The following is a 16,589-nucleotide window of genomic DNA, read 5'->3' on the forward strand; positions in this document are numbered from 1 at the left end:
TGTTAAGGAAAGCGTGGGAGATGTTGAATGAACGAAGGATTAAAAGCAAGATGGAACACCATTAATACAACGTGGAAATCATGGTCACTCGCTAAAAAGGCGATGATTCTTGGAAGTATTATCGTCGTTTTAGCAGCGTTGATCGTCGCTATTCTCTGGTTATCTAAACCAACGATGACACCCCTTTATTCAAAATTATCACCACAAGAAGCCGGACAAGTGACGGAAAAACTAAACGAGGACGGTATTCAGTCTGAAGTTGTTAGTGAAGCTAATGGCGTGACCATTCTTGTTCCAGAGGCGAATGTTGAGAATTTGAAAGTCGAATTAGCAACAGCTGGTATTCCAAAGTCTGGTCAAATTGATTATTCCTTCTTTAGTGAAAACGCGGGTTTCGGAACGACGGATAAAGAAATGAACATCTTGGAACGCGACACGATGCAGACGGAACTCGAAAACTTGATTACACAAGTCAATGGAATCGAGTCAGCTAAAGTCATGATTACGCTCCCAGAAAAGAGTGTCTTTTTATCGGATGAGAAAGAATCTTCAACAGTATCGGTCGTATTGACCTCTAGCGCAGGTAGTAACTTGAATAATCAAACGGTTCAAGGTCTGTATCATTTGATCGCTAAAAGTATTCCAAATCTTAAAGAAGAAAACATTACGATCATGGATCAGTACTTCACGTACTATGAACCGGGCAATGCGACGCAGACAGCAGGTGGAACAGATCCGATGGCGCTTAAAAAAGCAACAGAGAACGATTTACGGAAACAGATCCAACAAATGCTTTCCGTTGTTCTTGGACCGCAAAAAGCACTCGTATCGGTCACAGCGGACGTAGATGTTACGAAACGTCAGGAAGAACAAAAATTAGTAGAACCAGTAGATCCAGATAAAATCGAAGGAATCGTCACATCTGCTGAAAAAGTAGCTGAAGCATACACTGGTGCAGCGAATCAAGGAACTGCTGGGACTGGCGAAAATGAAACAATCAATTTCCCGACAGGAAATGGTGAAGCTGGAGATACGAGTGAAAAAACACACGATATTATTAACTATGAAGTAAATCGAATCACGAAACAGATTTCTGGGGCACCATATGAAATTCGTGACTTAGGTATTCAAATCATTGTAGAACCACCAAAGGGTCAGACACAAATTGATCCGCAGTTACAAACGGACTTACAGACGATGATGTATTCTATCATTCGTACGTCCATTACAAAACAAGATGCTAAAACGACGTTAACAGATGCGGAACTGACAAATAAAGTAGTTGTCATGTCTCGACCATTTGCTAACACGACAACTAAACAGACCGCTACTTCAGAAACAATTCCGATGTGGGTTTGGTTTGCATTAGGTGCAGCAGCTTTAGTCATCATAGGCATGATTTTCTTCATGGTTCGTAAACGTAAAAAAGAAGAAGAGGAAAGCTTAGAGGAATGGACACCGATCGAAACAGAAATCCCTGAGTTATCGACTGAAGATAATAGCAATGAAGCACAAAAACGAAAACAACTAGAAAAATTAGCAGCGTCAAATCCAGACGAATTTGCAAAACTGCTTAGAACTTGGTTAGCGGAGGATTGATCCTATGAAGAAATTAGAGATGAATAGTCGTGAAAAGGCTGCCGTCCTAATGATTTCATTAGGTCCAGAAGTCGCGGCGAACGTATATAAGCATCTAAGTGAAGAAGAGATGGAATGGTTGACGTTACAAATCTCAAGCATGAAACGAATTGACCCTGAAGATAAAGCAGGTGTTCTGGATGAATTTCATGATTTAGCAATGGCACAGAACTATATCACGCAAGGTGGTATCGGTTTTGCGAAATCCGTATTAGAAAAAGCTGTTGGTGAAGAAAAGGCGATGGAATTGATTCATCGCCTCACATCAACACTTCAAGTACGTCCTTTCGAGTTTGCACGAAAAGCAGATTCAAAACAATTATTGAATTTTATTCAAAATGAACATCCGCAAACGATTGCTCTAGTCCTTGCTCATTTGGATCCAGCGAAGTCAGGACAAATCCTTTCTGAGCTTCCGGCAGAGGCACAGTCGGATGTAGCGAGACGAATTGCTACGATGGATCGAATGAATCCGGAAATCATTAGTGAAGTTGAGTTGATTTTAGAACGTAACCTGTCTCAAGCAGGAATGCAAGACTATGCTCAGTCAGGCGGGATTGAAGCAGTGGTTCAAGTGTTGAATGGTGTTGACCGAACGACAGAACGAACGATTTTGGATACGCTTGAAATTCAAGATCCTGAACTCGCTGAGGAAATTAAAAAGCGGATGTTCGTATTTGAGGATATTGTCACATTGGATGCACGTGCAATTCAACGTATCATTCGTGAAGTTTCAAATGAGGATCTTCTTTTAGCATTGAAAGTATCATCTGATGACGTCAAAGACATGGTGTATCGAAATATGTCTCAGCGGATGGTCGAGTCGTTCAAAGAAGATATGGAGTTCATGGGTCCTGTTCGATTACGCGATGTCGAAGAAGCACAAAGTCGAATTGTCGGTATCATTCGTCGTTTAGAAGATATGGGTGAGATCGTCGTCGCACGCGGTGGAGGAGATGATATCGTTGTCTAACGTCATTAAACGGCAGAGTGTCTTGTCTAAATCGCAGCGTTTGATTCATCAGCCAGTAGCATCGTCTGAAAACGTTGATCATGACAGTAATCTCGTTACGATTTCCTATGAAGAAGAATGGTTAGAACGTCAGAATCAATTGACACTTTTAGAAAAGCGTTTGATGGAAGAACACGAATCAAGACTAGCGCAATTGGAAGAAGAAAAGTTAAGAACCCTCGAGGCGGCAACGCTGCAAGGGTATGAAGCAGGGTTTGTTGAAGGACAATCAAGCGGCTTCGCAACATATGATAAGGCAATGTCTGACTTAAATGCGTTAAGTGAGAAATTAGAGCAACGTTTTCAAGAGAAACTTATGATGATGGAACATGATCTATGTGTAGCTGCTCTTCAAACGACGCATTTATTTCTAGAAAATCTATTAGATTCCGATGAAGAGACATTGTATAAGATGATTCATAAACTATTGATCCAGTTTAGAGATCGCGAGAAATTATTTGTCTATGCATCGCCTCAAGATTTTGAACGCTTAGTCATGATGGAAGATAAGATCCAATCTATTCTCGGAGCGACAGTCAGTGTCCAACTCCGGTTAGATCCAGAATTGTCACCACGTGATTTTAGAATCGATTCTGAAAATGGAGCGATTACGGGTGGGTTACACTCCAGTTTTAAACATCTTGAGAAAAAGATTTTTGAGGTGTTGACGGATGTATAAAGTTCAACATTTGCAAGAAGCGATTCAAGACATTAAATTTGATGATCTGCTTCGACATTCAGGTAAAGTGGTCCAAGTTATTGGTTTGATGATCGAATCGAGAGGACCCACTGCTGTATCAATTGGAGAGCGCTGTTTTATTCAATTGAACGCACACCACGAAATTGAAGCAGAGGTCGTTGGCTTTAAAGAGGGGCATGTTCTACTTATGCCTTATGGTGAAACGACAGCAATCGCTCCAGGGTCCATCGTTGTTGCTTCAGGTAAACCGTTACACGTTCCTGTAGGCGAAGAGTTGATAGGTCAAGTGTTAGATGGACTAGGCAGACCATTAGACGGTGAAAACCTAGAGTATTTAAAAACAACATCCATTGTTAGAAAGCCACCAAGTCCGCTTAGTCGCCCACGTATTAGCGAAGTACTCTCAACTGGGATACGAGCAATTGATACGTTATTAACAGTAGGTGAAGGACAGCGTGTTGGGTTATTTGCAGGATCAGGCGTCGGAAAGTCCACACTTTTAGGAATGATTGCGAAACGGTCAACAGCGGATATCAACGTGATTGCTTTAATTGGAGAGCGTGGACGTGAAGTCAAAGAGTTTATCGAAGCGGAGTTAGGTGAGGAAGGAATGAGTCGGTCGATCATCGTTGTAGCAACGAGTGATCAATCGCCCCTTGTACGACTTAAAGGTGCTTACACTGCAACAGCGATTGCTGAGTACTTTCGGGATCAAGGGAAAAATGTCGTCCTGATGATGGACTCCGTTACACGATTTGCAATGGCACAACGTGAAATCGGACTAGCGACAGGTGAACCTCCCGCTTCAAAAGGATATACACCAAGTGTCTTTGCGCTACTCCCACAACTTTTGGAGCGAAGCGGTAAGACTGAAAAAGGCTCGATCACAGCATTCTATACCGTCTTGGTTGATGGGGATGATATGAATGAACCGATTGCAGATGCTGTACGCGGAATTTTGGATGGTCACTTTGTACTGGATCGGAATTTGGCGAACAAAGGACAATATCCTGCGATTCATGTATTACGCTCCATCAGTCGTGTCATGAATCAAATCACTTCAGAAGAGCATAAACAAAAGGCCATCGTTTTTCGTCAGCTTCTCTCTACTTATTTAGATGCGGAAGATTTGATTAACATTGGAGCGTATAAAAGCGGAACAAATCCAGAAATCGATCGGGCCATTCAAATCTATCCACAACTCATCGAATTTCTAAAACAGTCTGTCCATGAAGTGAGTGACTTAGATGCCGCAATTGAAAGACTATTTCAGATTATTCCATAAGGGGAGCGGACATGCGAACGATATATGAACGAATCATTCCGCTCGCTGAAGCGGAAAAGGATCGAGTCTCAAAAGAAACAGCTGAAAAAAAGATGCGTTATGAAGAGGAAATGCAGAAGCTGTATCAACTGTTGGTCCGGTACGAAACGTTTTTGAAAGAACAGGATCAAATCGGACGGATTGAGTTGGTTGATTCACAATATCGTGAAAGAGCCAGGGATGTAGTGAAGCAACAAATCGAGAGACAACAGTTGTTCGTCACGCAAGCTAAGAACGTTTATGAAAAAGCGCAATTGGCATTAAAAGAAGCCATGATCGAAGAGAAAAAATTCACCAAACTACAAGAAAATCATTTTATTGAAGTACGACGAGAACTTGCAATAGTAGAACAAAATCAACTAGATGAGCTATCTCTTCTACATTTTAAAAGAGGTCAAACGATATGAGTGAACAAAAGACGTCAAAGCAGTGGATATTACCATTAGTGATCATCCCGTTTATCATCATCTTGCTGACAGCATACTTCGTGTTGAATTATGCGAACGGAAGACCATTATTATCTTTACCGTTCGATACAGAAAAAACAGCAAAATCTACTGCTACCTCTAATGACCAAGAGTTGGTCAAACGTTTAAAAGTAGCAAACAACGAAATTAAGAAATTACGCAATGAAAAAGAAGAACAAAAGCAAACGTTGCAAGTGAAAGAACAAGAAATCACGAAACTAATCTCAGAACGGGATCAGTTAAAAAAAGCATCAACTCCTGCTGCTTCAACTACTTCTACGAGTGAGAAGAAAACTAAGAAAACACCAGTATCTGATGTATATGCAGAAATGTCACCTAAAGAAGCGGCGTTAATCTTTAATGAACTCAGCCCAACTGAAGTGGTTTCGATCATTGAAAACATCGATGCAGAACAGCAAGCTGCAATCATTGCCAAAATGGATGCCAAAAAAGCAGCAGCATTAACTCAATTATTAGCTTCGGAATAGAGGTGAGATCATGAATATTTCAGATCTTCAAATGAATCCGGTACAAGGAACAGCGATAGGTACCGATGAGATGGGGAACGCAACAGATGCAACAGGTAAGTTTGCGACACTTTTACAATTTCTAACGAACAATGAGTTGACTTTAAATCAAGGAATACCGGATGTATCACTAAAAGATTCGGAACGTGTAGATGTAGATGGAAAATCTGAAAAGGCTGTATTGCTTCAAAATATCCAGTCTCTTATGGATCATCCAGAAATGATTTTAGAAGTGCTGGAGCAACCTGAGGTCAGTAGCCTTCCAATTCATTCGGTGAAGCATCGAGAGATTGTTCAGATTTTAAAGGCGATTCAAGAAGGAAATATCGAATCTGCTGTTCAGCTACTCGATCAATCATCCATCACTCCCGCTCAAATTAATACGTTGGTAGGAAATGTATTGCAGAAACAGAATCAGCAATTGAAGCCAGAAGTAAATTCCGTGCAAAGTATTGGAACGGCTCCAGTAGAAGAAAACATGGAGAAGTTGATTTTACCCGTCAAAAATGAACTGATGTCGTCAAAAGAAAAGTTCATGGAAACGGGTCAGAATAAAATAGTGAATGTTATTCAGAAACAAAGTCAAGAGCCCTCCTCAGCACTGGAACAAGATATTAAAGCGAATACAGCAGCACCGGCAGTAAGTGTAAATCGAATGAATCATGCGCTCCTTTTCAATAGCGTGAATCGCACAGTTCCATTTTTACCGGTCGATGAGCAAATCATGAATCGAATCGAAACGGCGTTAAAGCAAGCACCTTTTATAAACGGTAAAGATGGTTCTTCAAAAATCTCTATTCGTTTATATCCTGAACAGTTAGGTGAACTAGTCGTTCAAGTAGATCGAAAAGGAAATGAACTTACGATTAAGCTTTTCATGGCGAATGAGCAAACGAAGCAATTGATCGAACAACAACTCGGAAAACTACATACGACACTACATCAACAGAGTCCGGTTGTGAAAATCGAAACAGGTATCATTGCGACTGCTGCAAGAGAATTTGAACAAGGATTCTCTTCAGAACGACGTGAACAGGAAAAACAGGAATCTTCTTCACATCAGCAAGAAGAAGAGCGAGAGGAGGAAGAAGATGACGGAAGGGATTAAAAATGACGGTTCTTCGTTTCAGTTACCTGAAAAAAAGCAAACCGTATCCAACAATTCGATGGATAAAGATATGTTCATGAAGATTTTAATCGCCCAGTTATCGAACCAAGATCCAACAGCTCCGATGGAAGATAAAGAGTTCATTGCCCAAATGGCTCAGTTTTCTTCGTTAGAACAGATGCAATCGATTGGAAAAGGAATGGAAACGATGATCCTAAATCAGCATGCGGGTGCGTTGATGACGTACAGTAACCTGATTGGAAAAGAAGTCAGTTATACACCGTCTGCTAACGCTGAGGATGAAACGTCTTCGACGGAAGAGTCAGCTACTGTACTAAGTGTCAAACGAGATGGTGTGGATGTCATCGCTGAATTATCGAACGGTAAACGGGTCAGTGTGTATGACCTGACGCAAATCAAATCTAAGGAGGAAAAATAATGTTACGTTCAATGTATTCAGGAATCAGTGGGTTGAAAAACTTCCAAACGAAATTGGATGTCGTCGGTAACAACATCGCAAACGTCAATACATTCGGTTACAAAAAAGGGCGTGTTACGTTCAAGGATTTAGTTAACCAATCTGTCGGATCTGCTTCTGGTGCGGGTGGCGGAGTCGGGGGAACAAACCCGAAACAAGTCGGTCTTGGGGCATCGATGTCAACAGTCGATAACGTCTACAACCAAGGAGCACTTCAAAATACCGGTCGGACGCTTGACGTTGGTATTTCTGGTGAAGGATTCTATCAAGTCATGACAGCGGAAGGTGTTCGCTATTCTCGTTCAGGAAACTTTTATACGGATTTAGACGGTAACATCGTTACTGGTGATGGAAACTACGTTGTTGGTACTGGAACAGCTGCTGTTCCAACAGGTCCTGTTCCTAATAACTTACCGAATGGTTCTGTTCCACCTGCAGCGCCGACTCCAGGTTATCAAAAATTAAAAATCCCTACTGATGCACGAAACTTATCGATTGGGAAAGATGGATTAGTCACTTATGTAAATAATACGGGTGCGCTAACTACGGTAGGGTATATTACATTAGCAAACTTCCCTAACCCAGGTGGTCTTGAAAAGTCTGGTGTAAATTTATTTGCTTCTTCTCAAAACTCTGGTGCAGCAGCAACCGGAACCCCTAGTACAAACGGTCTCGGTCAATTGACATCTGGAACACTCGAGATGTCAAACGTCGACTTATCAGAAGAATTTACGGAAATGATCATTGCACAGCGCGGTTTCCAGGCAAACACACGAATCATTACAACGAGTGACCAAGTGTTAGAAGAACTCGTCAATCTGAAACGATGATTCAGTTAACGACGTTACGGAAAACACCTTTAGTCATTAATGCCAGCTTGATTGAATCCATTCGTTCGACTCCTGATACGACGATTCACCTCATTGGTGGACAAACGTATGTCGTACAAGAATCGATGGAGGAAGTGACGGAGGCAGCAATTCAATTTTATCGTCAAATCGGATTGACCGGTTTGACGAGTGTAAGGAGGATCGATGATGGCGGAAGAAGAGAAAAAGAAAAGTAAGCTTAAATTACCATTGATCATGGTCATCGTTGCTCTCATGATGGTTGGAGCTGGGTACATGGTAATGAAATATTTGATTGCTCCAGATGAAACGAAAGCAAAAGTAGAACAGCCGACTGGAGAAGAGCTTGATGCACGTAGTCTTCAGACTGATGATTTGACGACGAACATTTCAGACGAACGTTTCTTGAATGTACAATTTACGATCGTAACCGATGATCAAAAAACACGAGATGATTTAGAATTGCGTAAATTCCAAATTAACAACATCATTCTTGGGGATTTATCTACCATGAAAAAATCGGATTTGGATTCGAAAGCCGACATGGAGAAACTGGAAGAAAAATTACGTGTCCAGTTCAAAAAACTCATCCAAGAGGGTGATGTCCAACGTGTCTACACTACGAAAAAAATCATCCAGTGAGGTGGCAGCATGAGCGAAGTATTATCACAACATGAAATTGACGCCTTGCTATCAGCTATTTCAAGTGGAGATATGGAAGTTGAGGAAATCAGGAGTCAAGAAGAAGAGCGGCGCGTTAAAGTATATGATTTCAAACGTGCCCTTCGTTTCTCTAAAGACCAATTACGAAACTTAACGCGCATTCATGAGCAATTTGCTCGAGTGCTAACGACTCATTTTTCAGCTCAGTTAAGAACATATGTCCAGTTTACAGTGAATACAGTGGAACAATTGCCTTATGACGAATTCATTCATTCTATTCCAAATATGACATTAATCAATTTGGTCAACCTTCAACCATTGGACGGGAAAGTCATTTTCGAAGTGAATCCAAATATTGCGTATGCAATGTTAGATCGTCTGCTTGGTGGACCGGGCGAAGGAATGAACAAAATTGAGAACTTAACCGAAATTGAAACACGTATTTTGACGCAGCTGTTTAAACGAGCATTTGTGCAATATGGAGCGGCTTGGGAATCGATTACAGAATTAGAAGCTGAATACGATGATCTTGAGATCAATCCACAGTTTCTCCAGCTCGTCTCTCCAAACGAAACGGTTATTCTTGTGTCCATTTATGTAACGGTCGGTGAAGTGAGTGGCACATTAAATGTATGTTTACCTTTCGTCACATTAGAACCGATTTTACCTAAACTATCCAGTCATTTTTGGATGCAACAAGATAAGCGTAAGTCAATCAATGATCAAGCGTCTGAACATATGCAGACTCAATTAATGAGTTCTGTCGTCGATTTGAAAGCAGTGCTTGGCCAGACGGATCTGTCGTTTGGTGAGTTGTTACACCTCGAAGTTGGCGACTGTCTATCCCTGAAGACACGTACATCTGATCCGGTTGAACTGTTCGTCGATGATCGTAAAATGTTCAAGGCGCGACCAGGTCTAAATGGGAAGCATCTCGCTTTACAAGTCATACAACGAATTGAGGAGGAATAACATGAGCGATATGCTTTCGCAAGATGAGATCGATGCTTTATTAAGAGGAACACCATCTGATTCTGATGATGCAAGCGATACCCAATCGGATGAAGAAGTTTTAGATGAGATGGAAATCGATGCGCTTGGAGAAGTAGGGAATATTTCATTAGGAAATTCAGCTACCGCTTTATCCGCATTGTTGAATCAAAAAGTAGAAATTACGACGCCACATGTTCGAATGATTACGATGGATGAATTAAGAAGTCGTTATCCCATTCCGCATGTTGCCTTACGCGTTGGATATACAGAAGGTTTTAAAGGTGAAAATGTCCTCATCTTAACACAACGGGATGCCTCCATTATTGCGAACTTAATGATGGGCGGAGATGGTGTCATTGATGAAACTGCTGAGATGGAGCCGATTGCGCTTTCAGCTGTACAAGAAGCAATGAACCAAATGATGGGAGCTGCCGCTACATCGATGTCCACGGTATTCTCCATGAGAATTGATATCTCACCTCCAGCTGTTGAAATTTTTGATTTTTCGCAAGAGAAAAGTATCGTAGATAGTTTCTCTCTTTGGGACAGTATGGTCATCATTGAGTTCGATTTGAAAATCGGGACATTGATTGATTCGAAAATCGTACAGTTGGCACCGCTCGAGTTTTCTAAACAACTCATTCAAAAGTTGTTCTTAGCGAGTACTGAAGTATCAAATGAGCCTTCACCGGCTCAACCTGCAGCACAAACTCAACCTAAACCGTCACCAGCCGTTGAAGCTTCTCCACCGCCAGCAAAACCTGCTCCAGTTCAGGAACAAGTAGTGAAAGAAAGTGTTGCTGTCAGTCCTGTCCAATTCGGTCAATTAAGTGATGCACAAGTAGACGGTACGCCGGCTAATATTGGTATGTTGTATGACGTACCGTTGAACGTCACGGTTGAACTAGGACGTACACGACGATCGGTTAGAGATATCCTAGAACTGACGCAAGGTTCCATCATTGAACTTGATAAATTAGCAGGTGAACCAGTAGATGTATTTGTAAACAACACGTTGATTGCAACCGGAGAAGTTGTAGTCATTGAAGAAAACTTCGGAGTACGCATTACAGAAATCGTAAATACAAAAGAACGTCTTCGGATGTTCTAAGGAGGAACTATAAAATGAGTGCAAAAGTATTAATCGTAGATGACGCTGCTTTCATGCGAATGATGATCAAGGAAATTTTATCGAAGAATGGCTACGATGTCGTTGGCGAAGCGGAGAATGGATTAGAGGCTGTTTCAAAGTATAAGGAATTAACACCAGATCTCGTCACACTCGATATCACGATGCCAGAAATGGACGGAATCTCTGCTTTAAAGGAAATTAAAGCAATTAATCCGGCTGCTAAAGTCATCATGTGTTCAGCAATGGGACAACAGTCAATGGTTATCGATGCTATTCAAGCAGGTGCTAAAGATTTCATCGTTAAACCGTTCCAAGCAGATCGTGTACTAGAAGCGGTTTCGAAAACTGTCTCGTCATGAAAAAAGTGACTTTGCTGATTTGTCTGCTGTTTTTGCTTTCGGTTCCCGTAAGTGCAGAAACAGTCGAAGAAAAATTAAATCCAACTCAGAACGATGCACCGGCGACTCAGCAAGTCGATGAGAGTCCTTCCATGGCGTTGACTATTTTTAAAGGAGTCGTCGTTCTTATCGTCTTGATCGGCGGATTCATCCTTGTGACACGATTCATTCACGAACGAACGCGAGGTGTCAGACATTCCGGACGATTGACCCATTTAGGTGGAGTACCACTCGGGAAAGATCGATCGGTTCAGTTAGTCAAGATACAAGATAAGATTTACGTCGTCGGTGTCGGTGAAAACGTACAATTATTAGATACATTGGATGATCTGGAAGGATATGAACCAACGGATTTTGAAGAGTCTTCCCCGAAATCCTCACCTTCGCCGTTTCTTGAGACGTTTAAACAACAACTCGAACAACTGCAAAAGAATCGAGGTCGCTCATGAATACGATTGAGAATCTGATATCACTTGATACTCCGTCAGGAACAGCGACATCGATTAAGCTACTTGTGTTACTGACGTTGTTATCACTTGCGCCGTCACTGCTCATTTTGATGACCTGCTTTACGCGTGTTGTCGTTGTGTTGTCTTTTGTCCGTTCTGCTCTTGGAACACAACAGACGCCACCAAACCAGCTCCTCGTTGGACTCGCTTTGTTCATTACATTATTCGTTATGTCGCCTGTCTTATCTGAATTAAACACGACGGCCTTAAAACCATATATGGCAGATAAAATCAGTCAAGATGAAGCGTTTGATAAAGCGGGAGATACGATGAAACGGTTCATGTCGAAACACACGCGAACAAACGATTTAGAGTTGTTTTTAAAGTACGGTAATTATGAAAAACCAGAAAAAATTGAAGATATTCCACTTGTCGCACTTGTTCCAGCTTATGCGATCAGTGAATTAAAAACGGCCTTTCAAATCGGGTTCATGATCTTCATACCTTTTCTTGTCATCGATATGGTCGTCTCAAGTGTCCTGATGTCGATGGGAATGATGATGTTGCCGCCGGTCATGATTGCGTTACCGTTTAAATTATTGTTATTTATTTTAGTTGACGGCTGGCACCTGATCGTTGAATCGTTGCTCGTCAGTATGCGTTAGGGAGGGATCCGAATGACTCAAGAAATGATCATACAGCTTGCAAGTTCTGCCGTCTGGACATTACTCAAGGTATCGGCTCCCTTGCTACTCGTCTCGCTCGTCGTAGGTCTGCTCGTTAGTATTTTGCAGGCGACGACGCAAATTCAGGAACAGACGTTATCGTTCGTTCCAAAGATCGTTGCCGTATTTTTAGCACTCGTCTTTTTTGGTCCTTGGATCATGCAGGAGCTACAGACCTTTACGATTGATCTATTCAAACAAATCGCTGAGGTTTCCCGCAAATGACGTTACTTTCTTTCTTGAGTGTTTTTTTACTCATCTTTGGTCGGATCGTCGGATTTCTCGTTGCAGCTCCGTTGTTTTCTTCAAAGCAACTACCAGCACAACATAAATTAGCATTGGCGGCAGGCCTAGCTTACTTTGCAAGTTATGCCGTCAAAACAGATGTCCGCGTAGAAGATTTCGATTTTTTCTTTCGAATGGGAACGGAAGTTTTAGTCGGTCTAGCACTTGGGTTACTTGCCAGTTTTTTATTGTATGCGCCACAAATTGCCGGTTCCATCATTGATTTGCAAATGGGGCTTGCAATGGCTTCCGCTTATGACCCGATGTTTGGTGGACAGTCACCTATCGTTGGTCGTTTTTATTACATGCTGACATTACTCGTCTTGCTCGCTTCTGATATGCACCTGATTTTACTTGACGGCATCTACACGAGTTTTCAAATCTTTCCACCAGGTAGCCTGATTGAGGTATCGGGCGACGCAGGAATGAGCCTTGTCATCCGTGTCGTTGGGCTTGCGATGTTGACTGCCTTACAAATGGCGATGCCACTTGTCGTTTCACTCTTTTTAGTGGATCTCGCGCTCGGTTTCCTAGCGAAAACGGCTCCCCAATTCAACATTTTTGCGATTGGTTTTTCCGTCAAACTATTGATGGGATACGCGATTCTGTTTTTATTAGCAGGAGCGACGATCACAGGAATCGGTCGATTCGTTCCATTACTACAAGATGTACTTGCAGATGCCATTCGATTACTAGGAGGTTGAGGACATGCATTCATATCGATTACGCCTTGACCTTCAGTACTTCGCTGGTGAGAAGACGGAGAAGGCGACACCTCGAAAGCGGGATGATTCCCGCAAGAAGGGGCAAGTCGCAAAATCAGCGGATCTGACAAGTAGTTTTATGTTATTCGCGATGTTCCTCGTCCTCTATTTTTTTGGTCCATTTCTAGGACGACGATTCGTCCTCGTTCTACAAGATGGTCTAAGTGCAAGTCAAGTGTTGCAGGCTGTTGAGGAGGGACGAATTGAACAGATTTTAGTCGAGATGCTGATTCAAATGGGAATTCTCGTCGCACCGTTCTTTTTAACAGCGGTCGTCATCGGTGTTCTCGGGAATTTTGTTCAAATTGGTGTACTTTTGAGTGGCGAGGCGATCCAACCGAAACTGGATCGGATTAATCCACTACAAGGCGTCAAACGAATTGTTAGTGTCAAAGCGCTCGTCGAATTTTTAAAATCGGTCTTTAAACTGCTTGTCATCGGTGTGACGAGCGGCACGGTCTTATGGAATAACAAGGTCGAAATTTCACGGTTGACTTCGGAACCAATCGGTGATGCATTAGCTATCATTGGTCATTTAACATTTTTACTCGGTTTATCTGTTAGTATCGCTTTGATTGCATTAGCCATTTTGGACTTCGCTTATCAAAAATTTGATTTCGAGAAGTCGATCCGAATGAGTAAACAGGATTTAAAAGATGAGCATAAAAACACAGAGGGTGACCCTCAAATCAAAGGGAAAATCAAACAACAACAACGGGAGATGGCGATGCGGCGGATGATGCAAGAAATACCAAATGCCGACGTCGTCATCACGAACCCAACCCATTATGCGGTAGCGATTCAATACGATGACGGAAAACATATGGCACCGATTGTCGTTGCTAAAGGCGTAGATGCTGTCGCGTTCCGGATTCGGGAGAAGGCGACAGCAGCTGATGTCCCGATTGTTGAAAATCGTCCGCTGGCGCGGGCGTTATTCGCTCAATCAGAAATTGGTATGGCAGTGGATGAAACGTTCTATCAGGCGCTCGCTGAAACACTCGCCTTTGTCTATCAACTGAAACAAGCAAAATGAAAGGATGAAGCATCATGAGTATATCAACACGAGATTTAACGGTTCTGCTAGGCGTCATCATGATCGTCTTCATGCTCGTCATTCCACTGCCCGCTATCATGCTCGATTTTTTAATCATCATCAATATTTTAATTGCCTTGATGGTACTACTCGTTGCGATGAATGCCAAAGAGGCACTTGAGTTTTCTGTATTTCCGACATTGTTACTGATCGTTACGCTGTTTCGTCTTGCGCTCAATGTCTCAACGACACGGGCGATTTTATCAAACGGAAACGGTGGCGAAGTCATCGAGGCTTTCGGTAGTTTTGTTGTCGGAGGTAACGCGCTTGTCGGCTTCGTCGTCTTCTTGATTCTCGTCTTAATCCAGTTTCTTGTCATCACAAAGGGTTCAGAACGAGTCTCGGAAGTCTCGGCACGTTTTACGCTCGATGCGATGCCAGGGAAACAAATGGCGATCGATGCTGATTTGAACTCCGGCATGATTGACGAATTGCAAGCCCGGACTCGTCGCCAAAAAATTCAGTCGGAAGCGGATTTTTATGGTGCGATGGATGGGGCGTCGAAGTTCGTTAAAGGAGATGCAATCGCAGGCATCATCATCGTCATCATCAACTTGATTTTCGGGATGATCATCGGTGTTGTCCAGCAGGGTTTACCGATGATGGAATCCGTCAATTTGTATACGTTGCTAACAGTTGGTGACGGTCTTGTCAGTCAGATTCCAGCCCTTTTGATATCGGTTGCGACCGGTATTATCGTCACACGTTCAACGTCTGATGGAAATCTTGGAGAGGATGTCATCGGTCAATTGACACGGACACCACTCCTCGTTGGAATTGCAGCAGGAGCGATCTTCTTACTTGGACTGTTCACGGCGATTCCGGATTACGTCACGATGCCGATCGCTGCACTGTTTGGATTCTTTGCTTGGCGAATGAAGCAGGCGACGAAGACGATGCAAGAAGAAGTTGCTGTCGAAGAAGCACCAAGCGAAAATTTACGATCAAGCGAATCAGTTATTTCCTTACTGAATGTTGATACGATTGAATTCGAATTCGGTTATGGTTTGATTCCGCTTGCTGATGAAGCGCAAGGTGGCGATTTACTCGATCGTGTCGTCATGATTCGTAGGCAACTAGCTCTTGAACTCGGATTCGTTCTTCCGACCGTTCGGATTCGGGATCACTTACAGTTATCACCGAATCAGTACCGGATTAAGATTCGCGGAAGTGAGATGGCAACCGGCGAACTGTTACTTGATCATTACTTAGCGATGAGTCCGGGTGTCGACGATCCAGAGATTCGAGGGATCGAGACAGTTGAACCGGCATTTGGTATGCCGGCACTCTGGATTGATGAACAGACACGGAGCCGAGCAGAAATGTCAGGCTATACGGTCGTTGATCCACCATCTGTCGTTGCTACGCACTTAACAGAACTCTTAAAGAAACATGCTGCTGAATTACTTGGTCGAGAAGAAACGAAACAATTGGTCGATCATTTAAAAGAATCTCATCCGATTTTAGTGGAAGAAGTTACGCCGCAACTACTTTCGATTGGGGATTTGCAAAAAGTGTTCGTTCAATTACTAAAAGAGAAAATATCGATTCGAAATTTACCTTTAATTTTTGAAACGCTTGCTGATTATGCCGCAGTAACCAAGGATAGTGAATTACTAGCAGAGTATGTTCGCCAATCCTTATCACGTCAAATCACTGAACAAGTCATGCAAGGAGAGGTGTTACACGTCGTAACAGTCTCAAGTGAGATGGAACTCGATATCCAGTCGGCGATCCAGAAGACAGAGTTTGGTAATTATTTAGCGCTTGATCCCGAAAAAGCGAGTCGCTTCATCGAAACGCTGCAAGAACGGACGATGGAGTTTGAACGCTATGGCGCACATCCAATCATTCTGACTTCTCCAAGTATTCGAATGTTCGTTCGTCAGTTGACGGAACGATACTTCCCGGATATTCCGGTCTTATCGTATAACGAATTGATGCCGACAATCGAAGTGAAGAGTATTGGGGTGATATAAGCA

The 16,589-nt window shown here is 42.5% G+C and carries 20 protein-coding genes; all 20 read left to right on the forward strand.

The window, feature by feature from the left end; all coding sequences use genetic code 11:
* Positions 1-27: 27 nt before the first annotated feature.
* From fliF to flhA, 20 genes are read left to right on the forward strand one after another with little or no spacing between them, the layout of a single operon-like run.
* Positions 28-1,599 carry a flagellar basal-body MS-ring/collar protein FliF gene (fliF, locus tag NOM72_RS04560; protein ID WP_023468721.1) on the forward strand — a complete coding sequence of 524 codons (1,572 nt, stop codon included), beginning with the start codon at positions 28-30 and terminating at the stop codon, positions 1,597-1,599.
* A gap of 4 nt (positions 1,600-1,603) precedes the next feature.
* Entirely contained in the window at positions 1,604-2,611 is a 1,008-nt protein-coding gene (fliG, locus tag NOM72_RS04565; protein WP_023468720.1) for a flagellar motor switch protein FliG, read from the forward strand.
* Positions 2,604-3,329, forward strand: a complete 726-nt coding sequence (locus NOM72_RS04570) for a FliH/SctL family protein (RefSeq protein WP_023468719.1) — start codon at positions 2,604-2,606, stop codon at positions 3,327-3,329. The genes fliG and NOM72_RS04570 overlap by 8 nt, the downstream gene beginning before the upstream one ends.
* A complete protein-coding gene (gene fliI / locus NOM72_RS04575; RefSeq protein ID WP_255997932.1) occupies positions 3,322-4,635 on the forward strand; it encodes a flagellar protein export ATPase FliI in 1,314 nt (437 codons plus the stop codon). Before NOM72_RS04570 ends, fliI begins: the two co-directional genes overlap by 8 nt.
* Before the next feature lie 11 nt (positions 4,636-4,646).
* Positions 4,647-5,081: a flagellar export protein FliJ gene (locus NOM72_RS04580; RefSeq protein WP_023468717.1), complete on the forward strand. Its 435-nt coding sequence runs from the start codon at positions 4,647-4,649 to the stop codon at positions 5,079-5,081.
* Positions 5,078-5,629 (forward strand): MotE family protein, encoded by a 552-nt coding sequence (locus tag NOM72_RS04585; protein WP_023468716.1) that lies wholly within the window; start codon positions 5,078-5,080, stop codon positions 5,627-5,629. Before NOM72_RS04580 ends, NOM72_RS04585 begins: the two co-directional genes overlap by 4 nt.
* Before the next feature lie 10 nt (positions 5,630-5,639).
* Positions 5,640-6,776 (forward strand): flagellar hook-length control protein FliK, encoded by a 1,137-nt coding sequence (locus NOM72_RS04590; protein WP_058264808.1) that lies wholly within the window; start codon positions 5,640-5,642, stop codon positions 6,774-6,776.
* Positions 6,760-7,215, forward strand: a complete 456-nt coding sequence (gene flgD / locus NOM72_RS04595) for a flagellar hook assembly protein FlgD (protein ID WP_255997933.1) — start codon at positions 6,760-6,762, stop codon at positions 7,213-7,215. The genes NOM72_RS04590 and flgD overlap by 17 nt, the downstream gene beginning before the upstream one ends.
* On the forward strand, positions 7,215-8,084 hold the full coding sequence (flgG, locus tag NOM72_RS04600; RefSeq protein WP_214746306.1) for a flagellar basal body rod protein FlgG: 870 nt from the start codon (positions 7,215-7,217) through the stop codon (positions 8,082-8,084). Before flgD ends, flgG begins: the two co-directional genes overlap by 1 nt.
* A complete protein-coding gene (locus NOM72_RS04605; protein ID WP_023468712.1) occupies positions 8,081-8,320 on the forward strand; it encodes a flagellar FlbD family protein in 240 nt (79 codons plus the stop codon). Before flgG ends, NOM72_RS04605 begins: the two co-directional genes overlap by 4 nt.
* Entirely contained in the window at positions 8,292-8,744 is a 453-nt protein-coding gene (locus NOM72_RS04610; RefSeq protein WP_023468711.1) for a flagellar basal body-associated FliL family protein, read from the forward strand. The genes NOM72_RS04605 and NOM72_RS04610 overlap by 29 nt, the downstream gene beginning before the upstream one ends.
* A gap of 9 nt (positions 8,745-8,753) precedes the next feature.
* Positions 8,754-9,737 (forward strand): flagellar motor switch protein FliM, encoded by a 984-nt coding sequence (fliM, locus tag NOM72_RS04615; RefSeq protein WP_023468710.1) that lies wholly within the window; start codon positions 8,754-8,756, stop codon positions 9,735-9,737.
* A 1-nt stretch (position 9,738) separates the two neighbouring features.
* A complete protein-coding gene (gene fliY, locus NOM72_RS04620; RefSeq protein ID WP_174316415.1) occupies positions 9,739-10,869 on the forward strand; it encodes a flagellar motor switch phosphatase FliY in 1,131 nt (376 codons plus the stop codon).
* A gap of 14 nt (positions 10,870-10,883) precedes the next feature.
* Positions 10,884-11,249: a response regulator gene (locus NOM72_RS04625; RefSeq protein WP_023468708.1), complete on the forward strand. Its 366-nt coding sequence runs from the start codon at positions 10,884-10,886 to the stop codon at positions 11,247-11,249.
* Entirely contained in the window at positions 11,246-11,737 is a 492-nt protein-coding gene (locus tag NOM72_RS04630) for a flagellar biosynthetic protein FliO (protein WP_023468707.1), read from the forward strand. The genes NOM72_RS04625 and NOM72_RS04630 overlap by 4 nt, the downstream gene beginning before the upstream one ends.
* Positions 11,734-12,402: a flagellar type III secretion system pore protein FliP gene (fliP, locus tag NOM72_RS04635; RefSeq protein ID WP_023468706.1), complete on the forward strand. Its 669-nt coding sequence runs from the start codon at positions 11,734-11,736 to the stop codon at positions 12,400-12,402. The genes NOM72_RS04630 and fliP overlap by 4 nt, the downstream gene beginning before the upstream one ends.
* Before the next feature lie 12 nt (positions 12,403-12,414).
* On the forward strand, positions 12,415-12,687 hold the full coding sequence (fliQ, locus tag NOM72_RS04640; RefSeq protein WP_023468705.1) for a flagellar biosynthesis protein FliQ: 273 nt from the start codon (positions 12,415-12,417) through the stop codon (positions 12,685-12,687).
* Positions 12,684-13,451, forward strand: a complete 768-nt coding sequence (fliR, locus tag NOM72_RS04645) for a flagellar biosynthetic protein FliR (protein WP_255997935.1) — start codon at positions 12,684-12,686, stop codon at positions 13,449-13,451. Before fliQ ends, fliR begins: the two co-directional genes overlap by 4 nt.
* Positions 13,452-13,455: 4 nt before the next feature.
* Positions 13,456-14,547, forward strand: a complete 1,092-nt coding sequence (gene flhB / locus NOM72_RS04650; RefSeq protein WP_023468703.1) for a flagellar biosynthesis protein FlhB — start codon at positions 13,456-13,458, stop codon at positions 14,545-14,547.
* A 14-nt stretch (positions 14,548-14,561) separates the two neighbouring features.
* The gene (gene flhA / locus NOM72_RS04655) at positions 14,562-16,586 is read left to right on the forward strand and encodes a flagellar biosynthesis protein FlhA (protein WP_023468702.1); all 2,025 of its coding nucleotides are present in this window, start codon (positions 14,562-14,564) and stop codon (positions 16,584-16,586) included.
* The last annotated feature ends 3 nt before the right edge of the window (positions 16,587-16,589 follow it).

The organism is Exiguobacterium sp. LL15 (assembly GCF_024436095.1).
Taxonomy (GTDB): Bacteria; Bacillota; Bacilli; order Exiguobacteriales; family Exiguobacteriaceae; genus Exiguobacterium_A; species Exiguobacterium_A indicum.